The sequence below is a fragment of the Streptomyces sp. NPDC057654 genome, from assembly GCF_042800135.1.
Classification (GTDB): Bacteria; Actinomycetota; Actinomycetes; order Streptomycetales; family Streptomycetaceae; genus Streptomyces.
This window is the reverse complement of record NZ_JBHVHQ010000079.1, coordinates 1-17004: the sequence shown is the minus strand read 5'-3', so window position 1 is coordinate 17004 and position 17004 is coordinate 1. Positions and strand designations below refer to the sequence as shown.

General features: G+C 72.1%; 18 protein-coding genes. 14 read left to right on the top strand and 4 right to left on the bottom strand.

Translation table 11 applies throughout. The features are described from left to right. The 11 genes from ACFU99_RS09540 to ACFU99_RS09490 form a co-directional block, all read left to right on the top strand. Positions 1-1831 (top strand): hypothetical protein (locus tag ACFU99_RS09540; protein WP_384388257.1); only part of this gene is annotated, 1831 nt, incomplete at its 5' end. Positions 1832-1920: 89 nt separating this feature from the next. Continuing rightward, positions 1921-2055, top strand: a complete 135-nt coding sequence (locus tag ACFU99_RS09535) for a lasso RiPP family leader peptide-containing protein (RefSeq protein ID WP_384388255.1) — start codon at positions 1921-1923, stop codon at positions 2053-2055. A 151-nt stretch (positions 2056-2206) separates the two neighbouring features. Then, entirely contained in the window at positions 2207-2533 is a 327-nt protein-coding gene (locus tag ACFU99_RS09530) for a PH domain-containing protein (protein ID WP_384388252.1), read from the top strand. Between the two features lie 511 nt (positions 2534-3044). Continuing rightward, the gene (locus ACFU99_RS09525) at positions 3045-3602 is read left to right on the top strand and encodes a hypothetical protein (RefSeq protein ID WP_384388250.1); all 558 of its coding nucleotides are present in this window, start codon (positions 3045-3047) and stop codon (positions 3600-3602) included. Positions 3603-3704: 102 nt separating this feature from the next. Next, positions 3705-4121: a head decoration protein gene (locus tag ACFU99_RS09520; protein WP_384388248.1), complete on the top strand. Its 417-nt coding sequence runs from the start codon at positions 3705-3707 to the stop codon at positions 4119-4121. Positions 4122-4136: 15 nt separating this feature from the next. Further along, positions 4137-4784 carry a major capsid protein gene (locus tag ACFU99_RS09515; protein ID WP_384388245.1) on the top strand — a complete coding sequence of 216 codons (648 nt, stop codon included), beginning with the start codon at positions 4137-4139 and terminating at the stop codon, positions 4782-4784. 247 nt (positions 4785-5031) lie between these two features. Continuing rightward, complete coding sequence (locus tag ACFU99_RS09510; protein ID WP_384388242.1) at positions 5032-5856, top strand: HipA family kinase; 825 nt, start codon at positions 5032-5034, stop codon at positions 5854-5856. Further along, positions 5817-6248, top strand: a complete 432-nt coding sequence (locus ACFU99_RS09505) for a DUF3037 domain-containing protein (RefSeq protein WP_384388238.1) — start codon at positions 5817-5819, stop codon at positions 6246-6248. The genes ACFU99_RS09510 and ACFU99_RS09505 overlap by 40 nt, the downstream gene beginning before the upstream one ends. 131 nt (positions 6249-6379) lie before the next feature. Then, the gene (gene fabG, locus ACFU99_RS09500; RefSeq protein ID WP_384388235.1) at positions 6380-7141 is read left to right on the top strand and encodes a 3-oxoacyl-ACP reductase FabG; all 762 of its coding nucleotides are present in this window, start codon (positions 6380-6382) and stop codon (positions 7139-7141) included. A gap of 73 nt (positions 7142-7214) precedes the next feature. Further along, the gene (locus ACFU99_RS09495; RefSeq protein WP_384388233.1) at positions 7215-8000 is read left to right on the top strand and encodes an SDR family oxidoreductase; all 786 of its coding nucleotides are present in this window, start codon (positions 7215-7217) and stop codon (positions 7998-8000) included. Positions 8001-8130: 130 nt separating this feature from the next. Next, complete coding sequence (locus ACFU99_RS09490) at positions 8131-8802, top strand: uracil-DNA glycosylase (RefSeq protein ID WP_384388260.1); 672 nt, start codon at positions 8131-8133, stop codon at positions 8800-8802. Between the two features lie 72 nt (positions 8803-8874). On the opposite strand, the gene ACFU99_RS09485 is transcribed toward ACFU99_RS09490, so the two are convergent. After that, a complete protein-coding gene (locus tag ACFU99_RS09485; protein ID WP_384388231.1) occupies positions 8875-9282 on the bottom strand; it encodes a DUF3224 domain-containing protein in 408 nt (135 codons plus the stop codon). A 113-nt stretch (positions 9283-9395) separates the two neighbouring features. Between ACFU99_RS09485 and ACFU99_RS09480 the strand changes: the two genes are divergently transcribed. Then, a complete protein-coding gene (locus ACFU99_RS09480; protein ID WP_384388228.1) occupies positions 9396-10370 on the top strand; it encodes a helix-turn-helix transcriptional regulator in 975 nt (324 codons plus the stop codon). A gap of 164 nt (positions 10371-10534) precedes the next feature. Here the strand turns inward: ACFU99_RS09480 and ACFU99_RS09475 are convergent, their stop codons facing one another. Both ACFU99_RS09475 and ACFU99_RS09470 read right to left on the bottom strand, forming a co-directional pair. After that, a complete protein-coding gene (locus tag ACFU99_RS09475; protein WP_384388226.1) occupies positions 10535-11935 on the bottom strand; it encodes a pyridoxal phosphate-dependent decarboxylase family protein in 1401 nt (466 codons plus the stop codon). A 129-nt stretch (positions 11936-12064) separates the two neighbouring features. Continuing rightward, on the bottom strand, positions 12065-12595 hold the full coding sequence (locus tag ACFU99_RS09470; protein ID WP_384388224.1) for a DinB family protein: 531 nt from the start codon (positions 12593-12595) through the stop codon (positions 12065-12067). Positions 12596-12793: 198 nt separating this feature from the next. Here ACFU99_RS09470 and ACFU99_RS09465 point away from each other — a divergent pair, with 198 nt between their 5' ends. Continuing rightward, positions 12794-13699 (top strand): Gfo/Idh/MocA family protein, encoded by a 906-nt coding sequence (locus ACFU99_RS09465; protein WP_384388221.1) that lies wholly within the window; start codon positions 12794-12796, stop codon positions 13697-13699. Here ACFU99_RS09465 and lnt read toward each other — a convergent pair. After that, the gene (gene lnt, locus ACFU99_RS09460) at positions 13671-15212 is read right to left on the bottom strand and encodes an apolipoprotein N-acyltransferase (RefSeq protein ID WP_384388218.1); all 1542 of its coding nucleotides are present in this window, start codon (positions 15210-15212) and stop codon (positions 13671-13673) included. The genes ACFU99_RS09465 and lnt overlap by 29 nt on opposite strands. Before the next feature lie 640 nt (positions 15213-15852). Here lnt and ACFU99_RS09455 point away from each other — a divergent pair. Next, a complete protein-coding gene (locus ACFU99_RS09455; protein ID WP_384388216.1) occupies positions 15853-16764 on the top strand; it encodes an SAM-dependent methyltransferase in 912 nt (303 codons plus the stop codon). Positions 16765-17004 lie beyond the last annotated feature (240 nt).

The window sequence follows — 17004 nt, the reverse complement described above, 5'->3', positions numbered from 1 at the left end:
GCCCTCCTGCGTTGTGCTCGCCGCCGAGGACGTGGGCGTCTGGGTAGGGTTGCTGCGGCGCGGGGCCGAGCTTCCGGGAGTGGACGTGGGCCTGCGCCAACTGGTGATCGATGCGTGGTCGTGGCTGAACTACAAGCCGGTCATGGCCGTTGCCGGCCGCCCTGGGGATAGGGCGTTTCCGGAGCTGGCGGCGACGTGGGTGCCGCCCGATGAGGTGCGGCGGCTGGCGGCATACAAGGTGCTGGCGTCGTACGACAACAACCAGGCCGGTCAGCTCGCCGCCGTCACCGGGGACGAGGCGGCGCTGGAGCGGCGGGAGTTGGGGGATGCCGCGAACCTGGTGGACACCGCGCTCGCCTACCTCCTGGGCTCGGAGCAGAAGATCGTCGTGGAGGGCGCGGAGCACGCGGACGAGGACACGCCCACCGCGGGGGTGGCGGAGGCGGCCGCGGTGCAGGACCGGTTGCGGACGTGGGCGGAGAAGGAGCTGCTGTCGTTTCGGATGCAGCAGGCGGAACGGGCGGCGGTGCTGCTGGGCGATGGCGTGATGGTGCTGGCGTGGGATCCGCAACGGCGGCGGCCGACGCTGCGGGTGCATGATCCGGGGTTCTTCTTCCCGCAGTGGGCGGATGAGGACGAGGACTTCCCGTCGCGGGTGCATCTGGCGTGGGAGCTGCCGGAGGACGAGGCGGCGGGGCTGAAGGCCAGGGTGCGGCGGGTGACCTACGAGCTGGGCCCGGTCGCCGAGGACGCCGAACCGGCCGGGGACGCGGGCGGGAGCGATGGGGCTGGGGTGCGGGGGTATCCGTGGGATCCGGGGCGGGCGTCGGACGTGACGTGCTACCTCACGGATGCGGAGTGGTTGCTGGAGGACATCAAGCGCGGCCAGACGCTGGACCAGTTGCCGATGGACAAGGCCGCGTTCCGGGTGCGGCCGGATGGTACGGAGCTGAACCGGCTCGACTTGATGATCGATTTCGTGCCGGTGGTGCACCTGGCGAACACGATCCCGGCGGCCGGGGAGCACTGGGGGCGCTCGGCGCTGGCCCGGGTCCTGCAGGGCCTGGACGAGCTGGCCGCGACCGATTCGGACGGGTCGGCGGCGTCGGCGACGACGGGCACGCCGATCATCGGGCTGGCCGGGGCGCGGTTGCCGGTGGACCGGGCCACGGGGCGGCCGGAGCGGCTGACGGTGGAGGCCGGTGCGGTGTGGCAGCTCGGCGAGACGGGCCGGATGGATGCGCTCGACACCTCGCCGCAGTTGGCGGAGTTGCGGGCGCGGGTGGATCACCTGCTGGACCGGATCGCGGCGAACTCCGGGATCACGGCGGCCGGTCTAGGCACGCTGGATGCCTCCGAGGTGCCGTCGGGGTACGCGCTGAAGCTCGCGCTGGGGCCGTTGGACGCGCTGGTGGCGATGATGCGGCTGGCGCGGGAGCACAAGTACCGGCTGCTGTTCAAGATGGTGCAGCGCCTGTACCAGGCCGGCCGGGCGGAGGGGTGGCTGGTCGGGGAGTCGTGGGCGGCCCGGTTGTCGTGGGCGCCGCACACCCCGACCGACCGCGCGGCGGTGCTGGAGGAGGTGGTCACGGCTTTCGGGGCGGGGGTGCTGTCGCTGGAGACGGCGGTGGCGATGCTGGTGGAGGCCGGGTACCCGATCAAGGACGCCGCGCAGGAGGTGGAACGCATCCGGGCCACGGCGGAACGGGAAACTGCCGCGCGGAGAGCGGAGGCCGCCGCCGGGCGCGGGCGCGACGAGGACCAGGAGGACCGCGCCGGCCGGGAGCAAGACGCTCACTCGCTCTCGCGCGGTGGCCACTCGTACGGGTGATATTCGGCGGAGTGCAGTGTGGACATCCGGTAGGTGCTGGATATCCCTGATGGGTGGATAGTCCATCCGTGTGACCGGGAGGTGTCCGCATGGCCGAGAATCTGATCATCGAACCGGATGACGTGTACGAGCCCCCGCTGCTCGCCGAGGTCGGAGGCTTCGCCGAACGCACCCAGGGCGTGGGCAGCGAAGCTCCCGAAGGCGCAGGGGCGTTCTGGTTCTGATCCTGGTTGGTGTGCGGGTGTCGGCCCGGCCCGTTCACGGGTCCGGCCGGCACCCGCCGCCGTGGTCTCTGCCCGGCAGCGGTCTGGCGTACAGGTCATCGCAGAATTCAGCAATCGGGGCCCGGCTCCGCTGGGCCTACGATCGTCGGCCATGACGAATGAGCCGGCTTTTCGCACCTTCAGCAGCGGCAAGTGGTGGGTCAGCAAGCAGTTTGCGACGACCACGCATCCCGATTACATCGAGGTGCGCGTCCCTTTGGAGACGAGGCGAGTGGCGTGGGGCGACATCCAGGACTTCGAGATCCGCAGGAACAGGCTGAGCGGCGAGTTCGTCGTGGTCCGCCTCACCTCTGGTCGCCGGATCGGCCTGCCGAACGTCGACTCCCGATCCGTCGCCTCGGTCGCGGATGAGGTGCGGGCCCTGCGCGTGCTGTGGGAGCAACTGCGAGGCACGGACTGGCCTTCTTCCCGGCGCTGAGGGGACATGGGGCGCGAACACGGCTGCCAGACCGTGCTGTTGACACCCGATAACCCGCGCACCGCGCCCCACTGGTGAACGAGCCCGCTTCCTGTCGCAGACGGTCACGGGTTAGGGAATGCGGCACAGCTTCTGGCGGTGAGCTTCAGCTCGGTCTTGGTCCACTCGGCGAACGGCCCCGGTTCGGCGGGCATCGGCCCAGATGATGGCGAGTTCGGGATGACGAGCACGCGCCCGGATGAACAGTTCTTTCGCGGGCTTGTTGTCGTGCGGCGGGCGATCAGGTGCCTATGATCCTGGCTGTGTCGGCGTGGGTGGTTACACTGGCGGCAGCGCGGGGGCGCGTACCTGGAGGAGTTGTATGGTCCGGCCCCTGCCGACGGGTGGTCCCGTCGGTTTCCGCCGTGATGGGCGGCCGATCTTCCCGGTTCTCGGGGCCTCTGCGGAGGACGAGACCAACGACCAGCTGGATGGAGCCCCCGAGGGCGGTGGGTCAGAGCAGGCGGTCACCGTGACGCAGGACCGCCTGGGGAAGATGCTCACCCGAGAGAAGGCGCAGGGCGAACGGGCTGCGGTCAAGCGGCTGTTGGCCACGCTCGGCTTCGAGAGCCCGAAGGAGCTGTCCGAGTTCGTTTCCGTGCAGCGGGAGGCCGAGCAGGCCGCGCTGTCGGAGGTGGAGCGCCGCGAACAGGCTGCGCAGGAGCGTGAGTTGCAGGCGGCGCGGCGGGAGGAGCTGGCGGGTGAGCGGGAGCGGGCGGCGCTGCGACGGGCCGCGCTGGTGGCGCTCGGCTCGCACGGTGAGGACCTGGTGGACGCGGAGCGGCTGCTGGCGGTGGATGACGAGGACGCGGGAGAGGCGCAGTTCCAGTCGGCCGCCGAGGCGTTGCGGGCGCGCCGCCCCGAGCTGTTCGGCCAGGTGCGCACGCCAGTGGCGGCGGCTCCGGCGGGTGCTCCGGCCGGGCGCGGTCCAACCCGTACGGCCCCGGTGGTGAAGGCGGGGGCGGCGGGGCTGGAGATGGCCCGGCGCCGCGGCCTGATCGGTGAGTCGGGCGGCTCCCCCGCCCGGTAGCCGGGCCCGGAACTTGGGGACCACGCCCCTTTTCGACTTCGTGGACGGCACCGTCTTCGTGGGCGGTGTGCGGAGGTGACCGCAACGTTCAGGGAGACACGCATGTCCATTCAGCCCGTTTCGAAGTCCGAGTACACGACCGCCAACCGCGAGTGGCTGGCGTCCCTGCACGGCACCGACTCCGTCGAGACGATCACCCTCGACCTCAGCCTGTTCTGCGAGGGCACGCACTACGTGTGCGGCGACGGCTGCGAGCCGTACGGCCGGGTGCTCTCAGGCGTGCCGGTCGCCCGGGTCGCCGAGTCCGGCCTCTACGGCCCCTACGACCCGCAGGCGCACTGCGGCCGCCAGGTGCTGCGCGGCTTCGTGATCTCCGAGGCGCCGTTCGCGCCGGGCCAGGCGCGGGTGCCGGCGGCGCTGCTGTGGCACGGCGCGGTGAAGGCGTCGAAGGTCCCGGGCGGCATCGACCTCGCGGAGCTGGCGTGGCACCCGCGCGCGGCGCAGATCCGCTTCGTGTGATCGGCGGCGTGAGCTGTGACGATTCAGGACCTGTTGAAGGATGTCGCGGTCGCGGACCTCACCGCGTTCGCCCGCGCGGTACCCACTCCGGCGGATTTCCTGCTCACCCAGAGCATTTTCCCGATGGTGGAGCTGCCGGAGGTCAAGTGGCGGGTCAAGGACTCGGGCCGGTACGTGAACGTCGCGAAGTACCGGGCGTTCGACGCGAGCGTGCCGTTCGCGACGCGTGAGGCGTGGCAGACCTCCCGCGAGGGCGCGCTGCCCCCGCTGGGGCAGAAGCTCGTGGTGGGCGAGCAGGAGCAGATCCTCCTGGAGGCGTCCCACGGGGCGGACCAGGACCGGTTGATCGAGCTGCTGTATGACGATGTGGAGCGGCACACCGAGGCGATCCGCTCGCGGCTGGAGCTGGCGGCCGGGGACGTGCTCACCGACGGGCGGTTCTCGCTGCTTCAGGAGAACGGCCTGACGCTGGAGGTCGACTGGAACGTGCCGGCGGCGAACATGCCGGCCGCCGCCCGCCCGTGGTCGGACCCGGCCGGCGATCCGCTCGCGGACGAGCTGCGGTGGATCGAGCACCTGGACGACATCGGCGCCCCGGCCCCGGAGCTGGCGCTCACCGCCAGGAAGGCGTTCTCCTTCTGGAGGCGGGCGAGTCGGTGGTGACGTTGGCGCGGTGGCTCGGGCACTCTTCGCCGGCTGTCACGCTCGGTTACTATGCTCACTTCATGCCGGAGGCCGGAAGCAGGGGCGTGCCGCGATCGACGGGCTGCTCGGGGACGGGGGAGGGTGCAGCGTGCCGGCCGAAACTCCCCAGATTCTCCCCAGGGCTGATTCCGGGGATTCTCCGGGGCTCACGCCGCCCGAAGCCTTCCGTTGATTATTGGGCTAAATACTTCTGGAGCCTGGGAAAGTGCTAGAGAAAGTCACCGCCACCCGCTACATCACGCCCCTGCGTGAGGGCGGGTCGCTGCCGGGGCTCGTCGAAGCCGACGACCTGGGTACGTACGTCATGAAATTCACCGGGGCCGGGCAGGGGCGGAAGACCCTTGTCGCCGAGGTCATCTGCGGGCAGCTCGGGCGCAGGCTCGGGTTGCGGGTGCCGGAGTTGGTGGGGATCGAGCTCGATCCGGTCATCGGGCTGAGCGAGCCGGACGAAGAGGTGCAGGATCTGCTCAAGGCGAGCGGCGGGCTGAACCTCGGGATGGACTATCTGCCGGGGTCGCTCGGGTTCGATCCGCTGGCCTTCGAGGTCGGTGCGGCGGAGGCCGGGCGGGTGGTCTGGTTCGACGCGCTCATCAACAACGTGGACCGGTCCTGGCGCAACCCCAACCTCCTCGTCTGGCACGGCGCGCTGTGGCTGATCGACCACGGGGCCACCATGATCTGGCACCACAACTGGCCCGGCGCCCGGAAGTCGGCCGCCAAGCCGTACGACGCCTCCGACCATGTCCTGGCGCCCTTCGCGCCGGACATCGCCGCTGCCGCCGCCGAGCTCGCGCCACAGGTCACCGAGGGACTGCTGACCGAGGTCGCCGCCGACGTGCCCGACGAGTGGCTCGTGGACGAGCCGGGCTTCGACAGCGCGGACGCGCTGCGCCGTGCGTACGTCGAGGTGCTGCTGGAGCGCGCCCGTACGGTCACCGATCAGATCACGATCGGCGCGCCCTCGCAGGACAAGCCCTCGCAGGCGCCGGAATGGATCGCCTCCCGACTGCACCGGAAGGCCGTCAAGTGAGCGCCGCGAACCACGGCCGCGATGTCTTCGAGTACGCCCTGCTGCGCGTCGTACCGAGCATCGAACGCGGCGAGATGATCAACGCGGGCGTACTCGTCTACTGCCGGGCCAGGAGCCTCGTCGTCGCCCGTACGCACCTGGACGAGACGCGGCTGCTCGCGCTGGCCCCCGGCGTCGACGTCGAGGGCGTACGGGTGGCGCTCGGCGCGGTCGAGGGCGTCTGCCTCGGCGGCGAGCGGGCCGGTCAGGCCGCCTCGGACGACGCGGGGCGGCGCTTCCGCTGGCTGATCGCGCCGCGCAGTACGGTCGTACAGCCCGGCCCGGTGCACACCGGGCTGACCGCCGATCCGGAGGCGGAAGCGGAGCGCCTGCTCGACCTGCTGGTGAGGTGAGCGGGGGAGGCGTTGACAGCCGGTGGCCAGGCTTCTAGCGTCAGCTCTGCCGAAGGTACTAAGCGGTTGCTCACCCCAAGCCGGACCCGGCCGGTGAGTCGCGAGCCGCTTCCGAGCTGAGGAGATCCCGCATGTCCACCACTGAGCAGCGCGTAGCCGTCGTGACGGGCGCGGCCCGCGGCATCGGCGCGGCGACCGCCGTGCGGCTGGCCGCCGAGGGCCGCGCCGTCGCCGTGCTCGACCTCGACGAGGCCGCCTGCGCGGACACCGTGGAGAAGATCACCGCGGCCGGCGGCAAGGCCCTCGCCGTCGGCTGCGACGTCTCCGACCCGGCCCAGGTCGACGCCGCCGTCGCCCGGGTGGCGGCCGAGCTCGGCGCCCCGTCCATCCTCGTCAACAACGCCGGCGTGCTCCGTGACAACCTCCTCTTCAAGATGAGCGAGTCCGACTGGGACACGGTCATGAACGTGCATCTGCGGGGCGCGTTCCTGATGTCGCGCGCCTGCCAGAAGCACATGGTGGACGCGGGCTTCGGCCGCATCGTCAATCTCTCCAGCTCCTCCGCGCTCGGCAACCGGGGCCAGGTCAACTACGCCGCGGCCAAGGCCGGCCTCCAAGGGTTCACCAAGACCCTCGCCAAGGAGCTCGGCAAGTTCGGCATCACCGCCAACTCCGTGGCCCCCGGGTTCATCGTCACCGACATGACCGCCGCCACCGCCGAGCGCGTCGGCATGGGATTCGAGGAGTTCCAGGCCGCCGCCGCCACCCAGATCCCCGTCCAGCGGGTGGGCGTGCCCGACGACATCGCCAACGCCATCGCCTTCTTCACGGGCGAGGCGGCCGGGTTCGTTTCCGGGCAGGTCATGTACGTGGCCGGCGGCCCCCTCAACTGACCACGCCCGGCCGGCGCCGTCGCGCCGCCACCGATTCACCGACCCGTTCAACCGACGAGGAACGGCACACCGCATGAGTGCACAGGACCAGGAGCGCACCGAGGACGCCGGGGGCCGCGGCCCCGGGCGGGTCGCCATCATCACGGGCGCGAGCCGCGGCATCGGATACGGCATCGCCGAGGCGCTCGTGGCGCGCGGCGACCGCGTCGTGATCACCGGGCGCGGCGAGGAAGCCCTCAAGGAGGCCGTGCGGCGGCTCGGCGAGGACCGCGCGATCGGCGTGCCCGGCAAGGCCGCCGACGACGCGCACCGGGCGACGGTCGTCGAACGCGCCATGGAGACCTTCGGGCGCATCGACTACCTCGTCAACAACGCGGGCACCAACCCCGTCTTCGGCCCCATCACGGAGCTGGACCTCGGCGTCGCCCGCAAGGTGTACGAGACCAACGTCCTCTCCGCGCTCGGCTTCGCCCAGCGGACATGGCAGGCCTGGCAGAAGGAGCACGGCGGCGCGATCGTCAACATCGCCTCCGTCGCCGGCGTCTCCGCCTCCCCGTTCATCGGGGCGTACGGCATGAGCAAGGCCGCGATGGTCAACCTCACCCTCCAGCTCGCCCACGAGATGGCGCCGATGGCACGGGTCAACTCGATCGCTCCGGCCGTCGTGAAGACCAAGTTCGCCGCCGCCCTGTACGAGGACCGGGAGGCGGAGGCCGCCGCGAACTACCCGCTGGGACGGCTCGGCGTCCCCTCGGACATCGGGGGCGCGGCCGCGTTCCTGCTCTCCGACGCGGCGGGCTGGATCACCGGCCAGAACCTCGTCGTCGACGGCGGGCTGTTCCTCAACGCCGGGGTGTAGCCCCGATACGGCCCACGGGTGGGAGCGACGGACCCCGGTCCGCCGCTCCCACCGGCCGTTGTCAGTGGTCGCCGGTAAGTTCTGTTCTCGACAGCGGATCACACACCGGAGGTTGTTGAACGTGACCGACATGCTGCCCGAGTCCTGGGCGGGCGTCCTCGGCGACGAGCTGGAGAAGCCCTATTTCAAGGAGCTGATGGGCTTCGTCGAGGAGGAGCGGGCGAAGGGCCCGGTCCACCCGCCGCGCGAGGAGGTCTTCGCGGCCCTCGACGCGACGCCGTACGACCAGGTGAAGGTGCTGATCCTCGGGCAGGACCCGTACCACGGCGAGGGGCAGGGGCACGGCCTGTGCTTCTCCGTGCGGCCGGGCGTCAAGACCCCGCCCTCGCTGCGGAACATCTACAAGGAGATGCACGCCGAGCTGGGCCACCCCGTCCCCGACAACGGCTATCTGATGCCGTGGGCACAGCAGGGCGTGCTGCTGCTCAACGCGGTGCTGACGGTCCGCGGCGGCGAGGCCAACTCCCATAAGGGCAAGGGCTGGGAGAAGTTCACCGACGCCGTGATCCGCGCGGTGGCCGACCGCCCCGACCCGGCGGTCTTCGTCCTGTGGGGCAATTACGCGCAGAAGAAGCTGCCGCTCATCGACGAGGAGCGGCACGCCGTGGTCAAGGGCGCGCACCCCTCACCGCTGTCCGCCAAGAAGTTCTTCGGCTCCACCCCCTTCACCCAGATCAACGCGGCGGTCGGGGCCCAGGGCCACCGGCCCATAGACTGGCGGATCCCGGACCTCGCCGCCTGACTCGGCCCCGGACGCCCCCGCCCGGCGTCCAGTCCGGCTCAGCTCGGCTCGGCTCAGGCGTACGGCCTCGGTTCAGCCGAGGTCGTAGTCGAAGGTGTAGGCGATCTCCTTCTCGCCCCGCCGGGCGGTGAAGGCGCCCTTTCCGGACAGCCCGGTCAGCGCGCCGCCGGACGCCCCGGCCAGCACCTCGAAGGCGCAGTGCACGGCGCCCTCCCCGTCGAAGTGCCCGCGCTGGGTCAGGACGAAGCTGCCCCTGCGGCCGTCGAGGGCGCCGTCGAGCTGCTCGTATCCGGCGAAGACGCCCGTCGTCCCGCTGGTGTAGACGATCGTGTACTCGCACGAGGTGCCGGCCGCCTCGATCGCGCCCGTGAAGTGGTTGGTCACCCGCGCGTGGGCGAGCCGGGCCGCGCCCTCGACCTCCCCGGCCGGGTTCTCGTCCCAGTCGGCGTAGGTGAAGGCGCCGGTGGCGTGCGTGGTCATGACGGTTCCCTTCCAGCTGCGCACGGGCGGTCCGTACGGCGATGGGCTCAGCCTGTCCGCCGTACCTGACACCTTCTGTCAGGTACGGCGGACGGGCGTCGGACAATGTCGCCATGCGCGCCGACCGCCTCCTCTCCCTGCTCCTGCTGCTCCAGAACCGCGGCAGGATGACCGCGCCCGAGCTCGCGGAGGAGCTCGGCGTCTCGGTCCGCACGGTCTACCGGGACGTCGAGGCGCTCGGTACGTCCGGCGTGCCGGTCTACGCGGACCGGGGACCCGCCGGCGGCTACCGGCTGCTGGACGGCTACCGCACCCGGCTGACCGGGCTCACCGGCGACGAGGCCGACTCGCTCTTCCTCGCCGGAACGCCGGGCGCGGCGGCCGAGCTGGGCCTCGGCGCGGACCTCGCCACCGCGCAGCTCAAGCTGCGGGCCGCGCTGCCGCACGGGCTGGGGGAGCGTTCGCGCCGCATCCAGGAGCGCTTCCACCTGGACGCCCCCGCGTGGTTCCGCGACGCCGACCCGGTGCCGCTGCTCGCGCCGGTCGCCGAGGCGGTCTGGCAGCAGCGCGTCCTGCGCGTCCACTACCGGCGCTGGAACGGCGAGGTGCACCGCGAACTCCAGCCCCTGGGCCTCGTGCTCAAGGGCGGCATCTGGTACCTCGTGGCGCGCGCCGAGGACAGCGTCCGTACGTACCGGGTCTCCCGCGTCCTCACCGTCGACGTCCTCGACGAGCCCTTCGAGCGCCCGGCCGGCTTCGACCTGGCCGCCTACTGGCAGCAGTCCGCGCGGCGGCTGGAGGGCCTGCGCTTCCGGGGCGAGGCGCTGCTGAGGCTGTCGCCGAGGGGGCTGAAGCTGCTCCCCGCGCAGTTCGGCGCGGTCGGCGGGGCGGCCGCCGCGGCGGCGGGAGAGCCGGATCGCGACGGCTGGGCGCGGGTCACGCTGCCCGTCGAGTCCCTGCCGGTCGCGGTCCACGACGTGCTGCGGCTGGGCGTGGAGGCCGAGGTGCTCGGCCCGCCGGAACTGCGGGCCGCGCTCGCCGAGGCCGTGGGGGAGCTGGCGCGGTGGTACGGGCAGCCGGCGACGTGAGGTTCAGCGCCCCCCCCGTTACGGTCCCCACCCGCCGGTACGTCCGTACCATCCGTACGGCCCGTACGCCGGCCCCTCCCGTACGTCCGTACCATCCGCACCGCTCGTACGCCGGCCCCTCCCGTACGTCCCTACGCCCGTACCAGCGCAGCCATGAGGCGCGATCAGGCAGGCGCCCCGCCCCGCAGCGAATCGACGGCGTCCACGAGGGCCTTGACCACGCGCTCGGCGTCGTCCGCGGTCGTGCGCCAATTGCTGAACGCGGCGCGCAGCGCGGGCTGCCCGGCGTACACCGTGGGCGTCAGGAAGGCCGTGCCCGCCAGCTCGCGCGCGAGGGCGGCGAGCCGTTCGGCGCTGGGGTCCTCGGCCAGGGTGAAGCAGGCGACGTTGAGCCGGACCGGCGCGAGGAGGCGCAGACCGGGGTGGGCGTCGACAGCCTCGCCGACCGTACGGGCGCAGGCCACGCATCGTTCAACGATCTCGCGGTAGCCGTCCCGCCCGTACGCGCGCAGGGTGAACCAGGCGGCGAGCGCCCGCAGCCGCCGGGAGTTCTCCGGAGTGAGGTGGACCGCCTCGGGCACGTCGCCGAGCGGGCCGAGGTAGGCAGCGGCGTTCTGGAAGACACGGGCCTGGAGGTCGCGGCGGCGGGTGAACTGCACCGCGCTGTCGTAGGGCACGTTCAGCCACTTGTGCAGATCCACGCAGAGGGAGTCGGCCTCATCGATGCCGTCGACCAGGTGCGCGTGGGCGGGGGAGAGGGCGGCGAACGCGCCGAAGGCGGCGTCTACATGCAGCCAGAAGCCGTACCGCTCGCGCAGCGCGGCGATGGCGCGCAGGTCGTCGAAGTCGACGGTGTTGACCGTTCCCGTGTTGGCGACGACGACGCAGGGGCCGTCGGCCTCCCGCAGGGCCCGCTCCAGGGCGGCCGGGTCGACGGCCTCCCGGCCGGGGAGCGCGGCCACCGGGACCAGGGCGGAGCGGCCCAGGCCGAGCATCGACAGGCCCTTGGCGATGCTGGAGTGCGGGCTGCCCGACAGCACCCGCACGGGGCCGAGGGCCGCGGCCCCCGCCTCGGCCGGCGAGACGCCGCGCCGCTCCCCGAGCCACTCGCGGGCGACGGCCAGGCCCACGGTGTTGGACATCGTGGCGCCGCTGACGAAGTTCCCCTCGTGGACGTCCGACAGGCCGAAGAGATCGCGCAGCCAGCCGACGGTCTCCCGCTCCAGGCGCTGCCCGGCGGGGTCCAGCGACGACATGGGGTTCTGGTCGACGGTCGAGGTCAGCCAGTCCCCGGCGAGCGCGGCGGGCGTCACGCCGCCGGTCACGAAACCGAGGTAGCGCGGCCCCGCCCCCGCCGACAGGCCCGGCTCCCAGCGCTCTGCGAACTCCCGCAGCGCGGCGCCGAAGCCGACCCCGCCCGTGGGCGGAGCGGCAGCGGCGGGCGCCTGCGCGACCGGGACGACCGGGCGTTCGTCCAGTCCGCCGAGGAAGGCCGCGGCGTGCCCGCGCGCGGCCTCCAGCAGCTCCGGCAGCCGTTCCAGGTCGGCGGCGAGTTGAGGGTGCACCACGGGCTCCGTTCGTCGGTTCGCGCGTCAGACGCTAATCCGGCGAAGGCCGCGTGGCTCGGTCCAATCGTCAAAAATTGGACTGGTCGCCGATGCGGAAGCGGCCCCGGGGGGCCCTGTACAGGCCGTTCAGTCGCCGGTGGCACCGTCGATGGACTGCCGGATGAGATCGGCGTGGCCGTTGTGGCGCGCGTACTCCTCGATCATGTGCGTCATGATCCAGCGCAGATTGAACGTCTCGCCGCTGCGGTGCGCGCCGAGGTTGAGATCGTCCAACGACCGGGACGCGGCCGCTTCCCGGGCCCGCTCGATCTCGTGCTGCCACGTGGCGTAGACGGTCCCGAAAGTGTCCTGCTCGGTGACGCGGAAGTCCCCGTCCAGGTCGTCGTCGCTGTAATGGAGCGGCGGGGCGTCCTCCCCGGCGAGCACCCGGCGGAACCAGCCGCGCTCGACGTCCGCCATATGCCGTACGAGCCCCATCAGCGTGAGGTCCGAGGGCGGCACGGACGCCTCGCGCAGCTGCGCGTCGTCGAGCCCGGCGCACTTGACGGCGAGGACGGTCCGGTGCTGCTCCAGCCAGCCCTCCAGCATGGCGCGTTCGTCGGCGGTCGTGGCTGGCGAGGGGATCTGGGGAGGCGGGGTGAGCTCGGGAATGGTCATGGCCGCCATCATGAACGCCGACCGGCGTCGGGGCGAGGGATTATCGGGCCCGGCGGAGCATCGGAGCGGCACCGGCGAGGCATTATCGGCCCCCTGGCGCCGCCGCGCGCCCGCGACGGCATACCGGACCGCCGCGCGCCGCGACGCCCGTATGCTGCCGGGGCAAAGATCGGACAGCACGCGCACCAGGGAGCACTAGTGAAGGTCGGCTGCATCGGGCTCGGCGACATTGCGCAGAAGGCGTATCTGCCGGTACTCACCACCCGGCCGGGGGTGGAACCGCACGTGCAGACCCGCACCCCGGCCACCCTCCACCGCGTCGCCGACACCTACCGCATCCCCGCCGCGCACCGCCACACCGACCTCGACTCGCTGCTCGCCACGGGCCTCGACGCGGCCTTCGTGCACGCCCCGACCGCCGCCCACCCGGAGATCGTCACCCGCCTCCTGGAAGCCGGGGTGCCGACCTATGTCGACAAACCCCTCGCGTACGACCTGGCCACCAGCGAACGGCTCGTCCGCCTCGCCCACCGCCGCGGCGTCGGCCTCACCGTCGGCTTCAACCGCCGCTACGCACCCGGCTACGCGCAGTGCGCGGAGCACCCGCGCGAGCTGATCCTGATGCAGAAGAACCGCGTCGGCCTCGCCGAGGCCCCGCGCACTCTCGTCTTCGACGACTTCATCCACGTCGTCGATACCCTCCGTTTCCTCGTCCCCGGCGCCGTCGAGCACATCGACGTACGGGCCCGGGTCCGCGACGGCCTCATGCACCACGTCGTGCTCCAGCTCTCCGGCGACGGCTTCACCGCCATCGGCACCATGAACCGGCTCAGCGGCTCCAGCGAGGAGATCCTCGACGTCTCCGGGCAGGACGCCAAGCGCCAGGTGTTCAACCTCGGCGACACCGTCGACCACGAGGGCGCGCTCGGCGTGCGCCGGCGCGGCGACTGGGTGCCGGTCGCCCGCCAGCGCGGCATCGAGCAGATCACGCTGGCCTTCCTCGACGCGGTACGGGCCGGGGAGCCCTGGGACGCCGAGGACGCCCTGCGCACGCACGAACTGTGCGAGCGCGTCGTCAACCTCGCGCTGGACCAGGCTTCCTGAAGGCCCGTACGCCCTCGGCCGCGCAGAACACCGCGAGCGCGGCCAGGGCCCCGTACACCGGCCAGTCGCCGGTCCGCACGTACACGCTCGTGCCGCGCGCCAGCGGCACGTCGTAGACGGCCGACGCGCTGCGGGAGGTGGAGAGCCGGCCGCCGACCGCCTCGCCGCGCGGCCCGGCGACCGCGCTGACCCCCGTCAGCGTCGCGTGCACCATCGGCCGTCCGGTCTCGGCGGCCCGCAGCGCGGCCAGCGAGGCGTGCTGCTCGGGGGCCCAGCTGTGCTGGAAGGTCGAGGTCGACGACTGCGCGACGAGCACCTGGGCCCCCTCGCGCACCAGATGGCGGCTCATGTCGGGGAAGGCCGATTCGAAGCAGACCAGCGGGCCGACGCGCAGGCCGTCCGCGCCGCCGATCCGCATCACCACGGGGTGCTCGCCCCGCTTGCGGTCCTCGCCCGCCGCCTTGCCCACGGAGGTGGCCCAGCCCAGCACCGACCGCGCCGGAACGTACTCGCCGAACGGCACCAGCCGCATCTTGTCGTAGCGGTCACCGGTCGGCCCGTCCGGGCCGATCAGCATCGAACTCTTGTAGATCCCCGGCTCGTCCGCGTGCCGGGCGTCGACGTTGACCAGCAGCCGCGCGCCCACCGTCCGGGACAGCGCGGCGAGGCGCGCCCGCAGGTCCGGCCGCTTCCCCAGATCCTGGCCCACGCTGCTCTCGCCCCACACCACCAGGTCCACGCCGCGCCCCGCGAGCCGCCGGGTCAGCTCCTCCTCGCGGTCGAAGCGGCGCTGCCCGTCGGCGCCGCCGGCGATCACCCCCGGCTGGACGACGGCGATACGGACCGTGCCCGCCTTCTCGGGCAGCGGCGCCCACGCCCACGCCGCGCCGCCCGCCGCCGCGCACACCAGCAGCCCGGCGACGGCGGCCGTACGGGCCCGGGGGAGCGCGATCAGCGCGGCGACGCCCGTGTTCACCGCCACGAGGAGAAAGCTGACCAGCCACACGCCGCCGACGGACGCGAGCCGCAGCGCGGGCGCGACCTGCCACTGACTGGCGCCCAGCAGGCCCCACGGGCCGCCCAGGTACTGCCAGGAGCGGACGAGTTCGACCATCAGCCACCCGGACGGCACGAGGACCAGGGCCGCCGCCGTCGTGCCCGTACGACCGGGTGAGCCGCCCAGCGTCCGGCGCACCAGCCACCCCCACGGCGCCCACAACAGCCCCAGCAGGGCGGCCAGCACCAGGATGAAGACGTGCAGGCTCGGCAGCAGCCAGTGGTGCACGGCCAGCAGGAACCCGGCGCCGCCGAGCCACCCGTCGAGCGCGGCGCGGCGGCCGGTGGGAGCGGACCGGATCAGCAGCAGCCACGGTACGAGGGCGACGTAGGCGAGCCACCACAGGGCGGGGGCGGGGAACGCCAGGGCGGGCAGCGCGCCCGCGAGGAGGGCGACCGCGGCCCGCCACCACGGTGAGCCGAGTCCCCGCCGCCGTCCGCCGACCGACCCCGCCATGCCGTGCCTCCTTCGTGCTGGTCGACCGCGCTGATCGACCGCGCTGATCGATCTCCGCGCTGATCGATCACCAGTGTGGGGGAGGGAGGCGATCAGGCACAGGGCGCGGGGGGCCCGACACGCGGCGCCGATTCGCGGTCGCCTACGGTGGACGCCGGGCGCAGTTCCCCTCGGGGGCGCGCGCCGAGAAGGAGCGCCGTATGCCTCGGAGCGCACGCCGCGAACAATGGCTCCCGTCATATGCATAACCACCCGATTCATGCACGGGTTCCGGCCATTCCCCCTGTGGCCAGATTGAAGCTCGCCGAGTGGAAAAAACCCCGACAACGATGCGCAATATTCAGCGATTTTGGTCTTGAAGAAAACCAAATATGCCTCATCCCGGGCCAAAGTGATCCGAAGTGAGCTGGAGTTGCCGTGCTGGAAAGGTGTGCGCTGGCGCACGATGCGGGTTATTCGCGAGACGCCCTGGGCAGGTACCGCGCAAAAGTGGACAGGAACGTTGGCCAAAGGTCACCGGAGAGTCGGCGTGACGGACATACGTGACCGGATCTGATTCCGGCTACCGGCGCATGTCCCGTTCGCGGCGAACCGCCCGGATCATCTGTCCACCGGGAGCCGACGTCTCGGAGGGGACTCCATGGACAACAGCATTGTGGCCGAGGCTACCGCTGATCGTGGCACGGTGATCGGCGAGGCAAAGGTGCCCTCGTACTATTCGAGGAAGACCACTGACATCCTGCACAAGTACGGTCCTGGTCCCCGCGTGCACTTCCACATGGGGCTGTTCGACGCCGGCGCCGCCCCGAACACCACGGTGGCCCAGCGCGTCCTCAAGGACCGGCTCCTCGTCTCCCAGGAAACCGCGATCGAGCACGCGGACCGGACGTGGAACGTGGCGGGCGAGCGGCCGGGCGCGCTCCTCGACATCGGCTGCGGCCTCGGCGGCGGCTCCCTGTACTGGGCGCAGGAGCACGGCTGCGCCGTCACCGCGACGACGATCGCCGCCCAGCACGTGCCCCTGGTGCGGGAGTTCGCCGATCAGGCGGGGGTGGGGAAGCTGGTCACCCCGGTCCTCGCGGACATCCACCACCTGCGCCAGGAACGGGCGTACGACGCGGCCGTCGCCTTCGAGAGCTCCGGCTACATGGACCGCGAGCGGCTCTTCTCGGTCGTCGCCAGGGCGCTCGAACCCGGCGGCTGGTTCGGCATCCAGGAGCACTTCCTCTGCCGCCCGGAGTGGACCGGGTTCCTCGACAACTACTACAAGACCAGGCTGGGCACCCTGGCCGAGTACATAGCCGCCGCGAACGCCGCGGGGTTCGAGCTGGAACAGGACGAGGACGTCACCGACCGGTCGGCGGAGTTCTGGGTGCAGTCCATGGCCTGGACGACGGCCGAACTGGACCTGGCCAAGCGCTCGGGCAAGCCGTCGCCGATCGCGGTCGAGCGGCTCACGGAGTCGGCCCTCACCCACGGGAAGCTCTTCCGCATCTGGCGCGACCACGCGGTCGAGACCCGGCAGCTTCTCTTCCGCCTCCAGGACCGCTGACCGAGGGACCGCACGAGGTCGCATGGGGCCGCACGAGGCCGCATAGGACCGCACGGGGCCGTATGGGGCCGTCGCCTCCGGAGGACCGCCGTCCTCCGGAGGCGGCCCGGCCCCTCCGGCCCGCCGAGGACGACCGTTTTCCCAAGCCCCTCCCGGGAACGATTCGACAAAGCCGAAAAAGCGACGACCACTTGACCCCGGGACCGCCGACACCAGGAGCCGAGATGCCCGCCTGCGCGC

Coding starts and splice junctions, on each gene's coding strand:
- ACFU99_RS09490 (WP_384388260.1), top strand. CDS start 8,131: ATGCTGCCCGAGTCCTGGGCGGGCGTCCTCGGCGACGAGCTGGAGAAG.
- ACFU99_RS09505 (WP_384388238.1), top strand. CDS start 5,817: ATGGATCGCCTCCCGACTGCACCGGAAGGCCGTCAAGTGAGCGCCGCG.
- ACFU99_RS09535 (WP_384388255.1), top strand. CDS start 1,921: ATGGCCGAGAATCTGATCATCGAACCGGATGACGTGTACGAGCCCCCG.
- ACFU99_RS09495 (WP_384388233.1), top strand. CDS start 7,215: ATGAGTGCACAGGACCAGGAGCGCACCGAGGACGCCGGGGGCCGCGGC.
- fabG (WP_384388235.1), top strand. CDS start 6,380: ATGTCCACCACTGAGCAGCGCGTAGCCGTCGTGACGGGCGCGGCCCGC.
- ACFU99_RS09485 (WP_384388231.1), bottom strand. CDS start 9,282: ATGACCACGCACGCCACCGGCGCCTTCACCTACGCCGACTGGGACGAG.
- ACFU99_RS09520 (WP_384388248.1), top strand. CDS start 3,705: ATGTCCATTCAGCCCGTTTCGAAGTCCGAGTACACGACCGCCAACCGC.
- ACFU99_RS09480 (WP_384388228.1), top strand. CDS start 9,396: ATGCGCGCCGACCGCCTCCTCTCCCTGCTCCTGCTGCTCCAGAACCGC.
- ACFU99_RS09470 (WP_384388224.1), bottom strand. CDS start 12,595: ATGACCATTCCCGAGCTCACCCCGCCTCCCCAGATCCCCTCGCCAGCC.
- ACFU99_RS09455 (WP_384388216.1), top strand. CDS start 15,853: ATGGACAACAGCATTGTGGCCGAGGCTACCGCTGATCGTGGCACGGTG.
- lnt (WP_384388218.1), bottom strand. CDS start 15,212: ATGGCGGGGTCGGTCGGCGGACGGCGGCGGGGACTCGGCTCACCGTGG.
- ACFU99_RS09530 (WP_384388252.1), top strand. CDS start 2,207: ATGACGAATGAGCCGGCTTTTCGCACCTTCAGCAGCGGCAAGTGGTGG.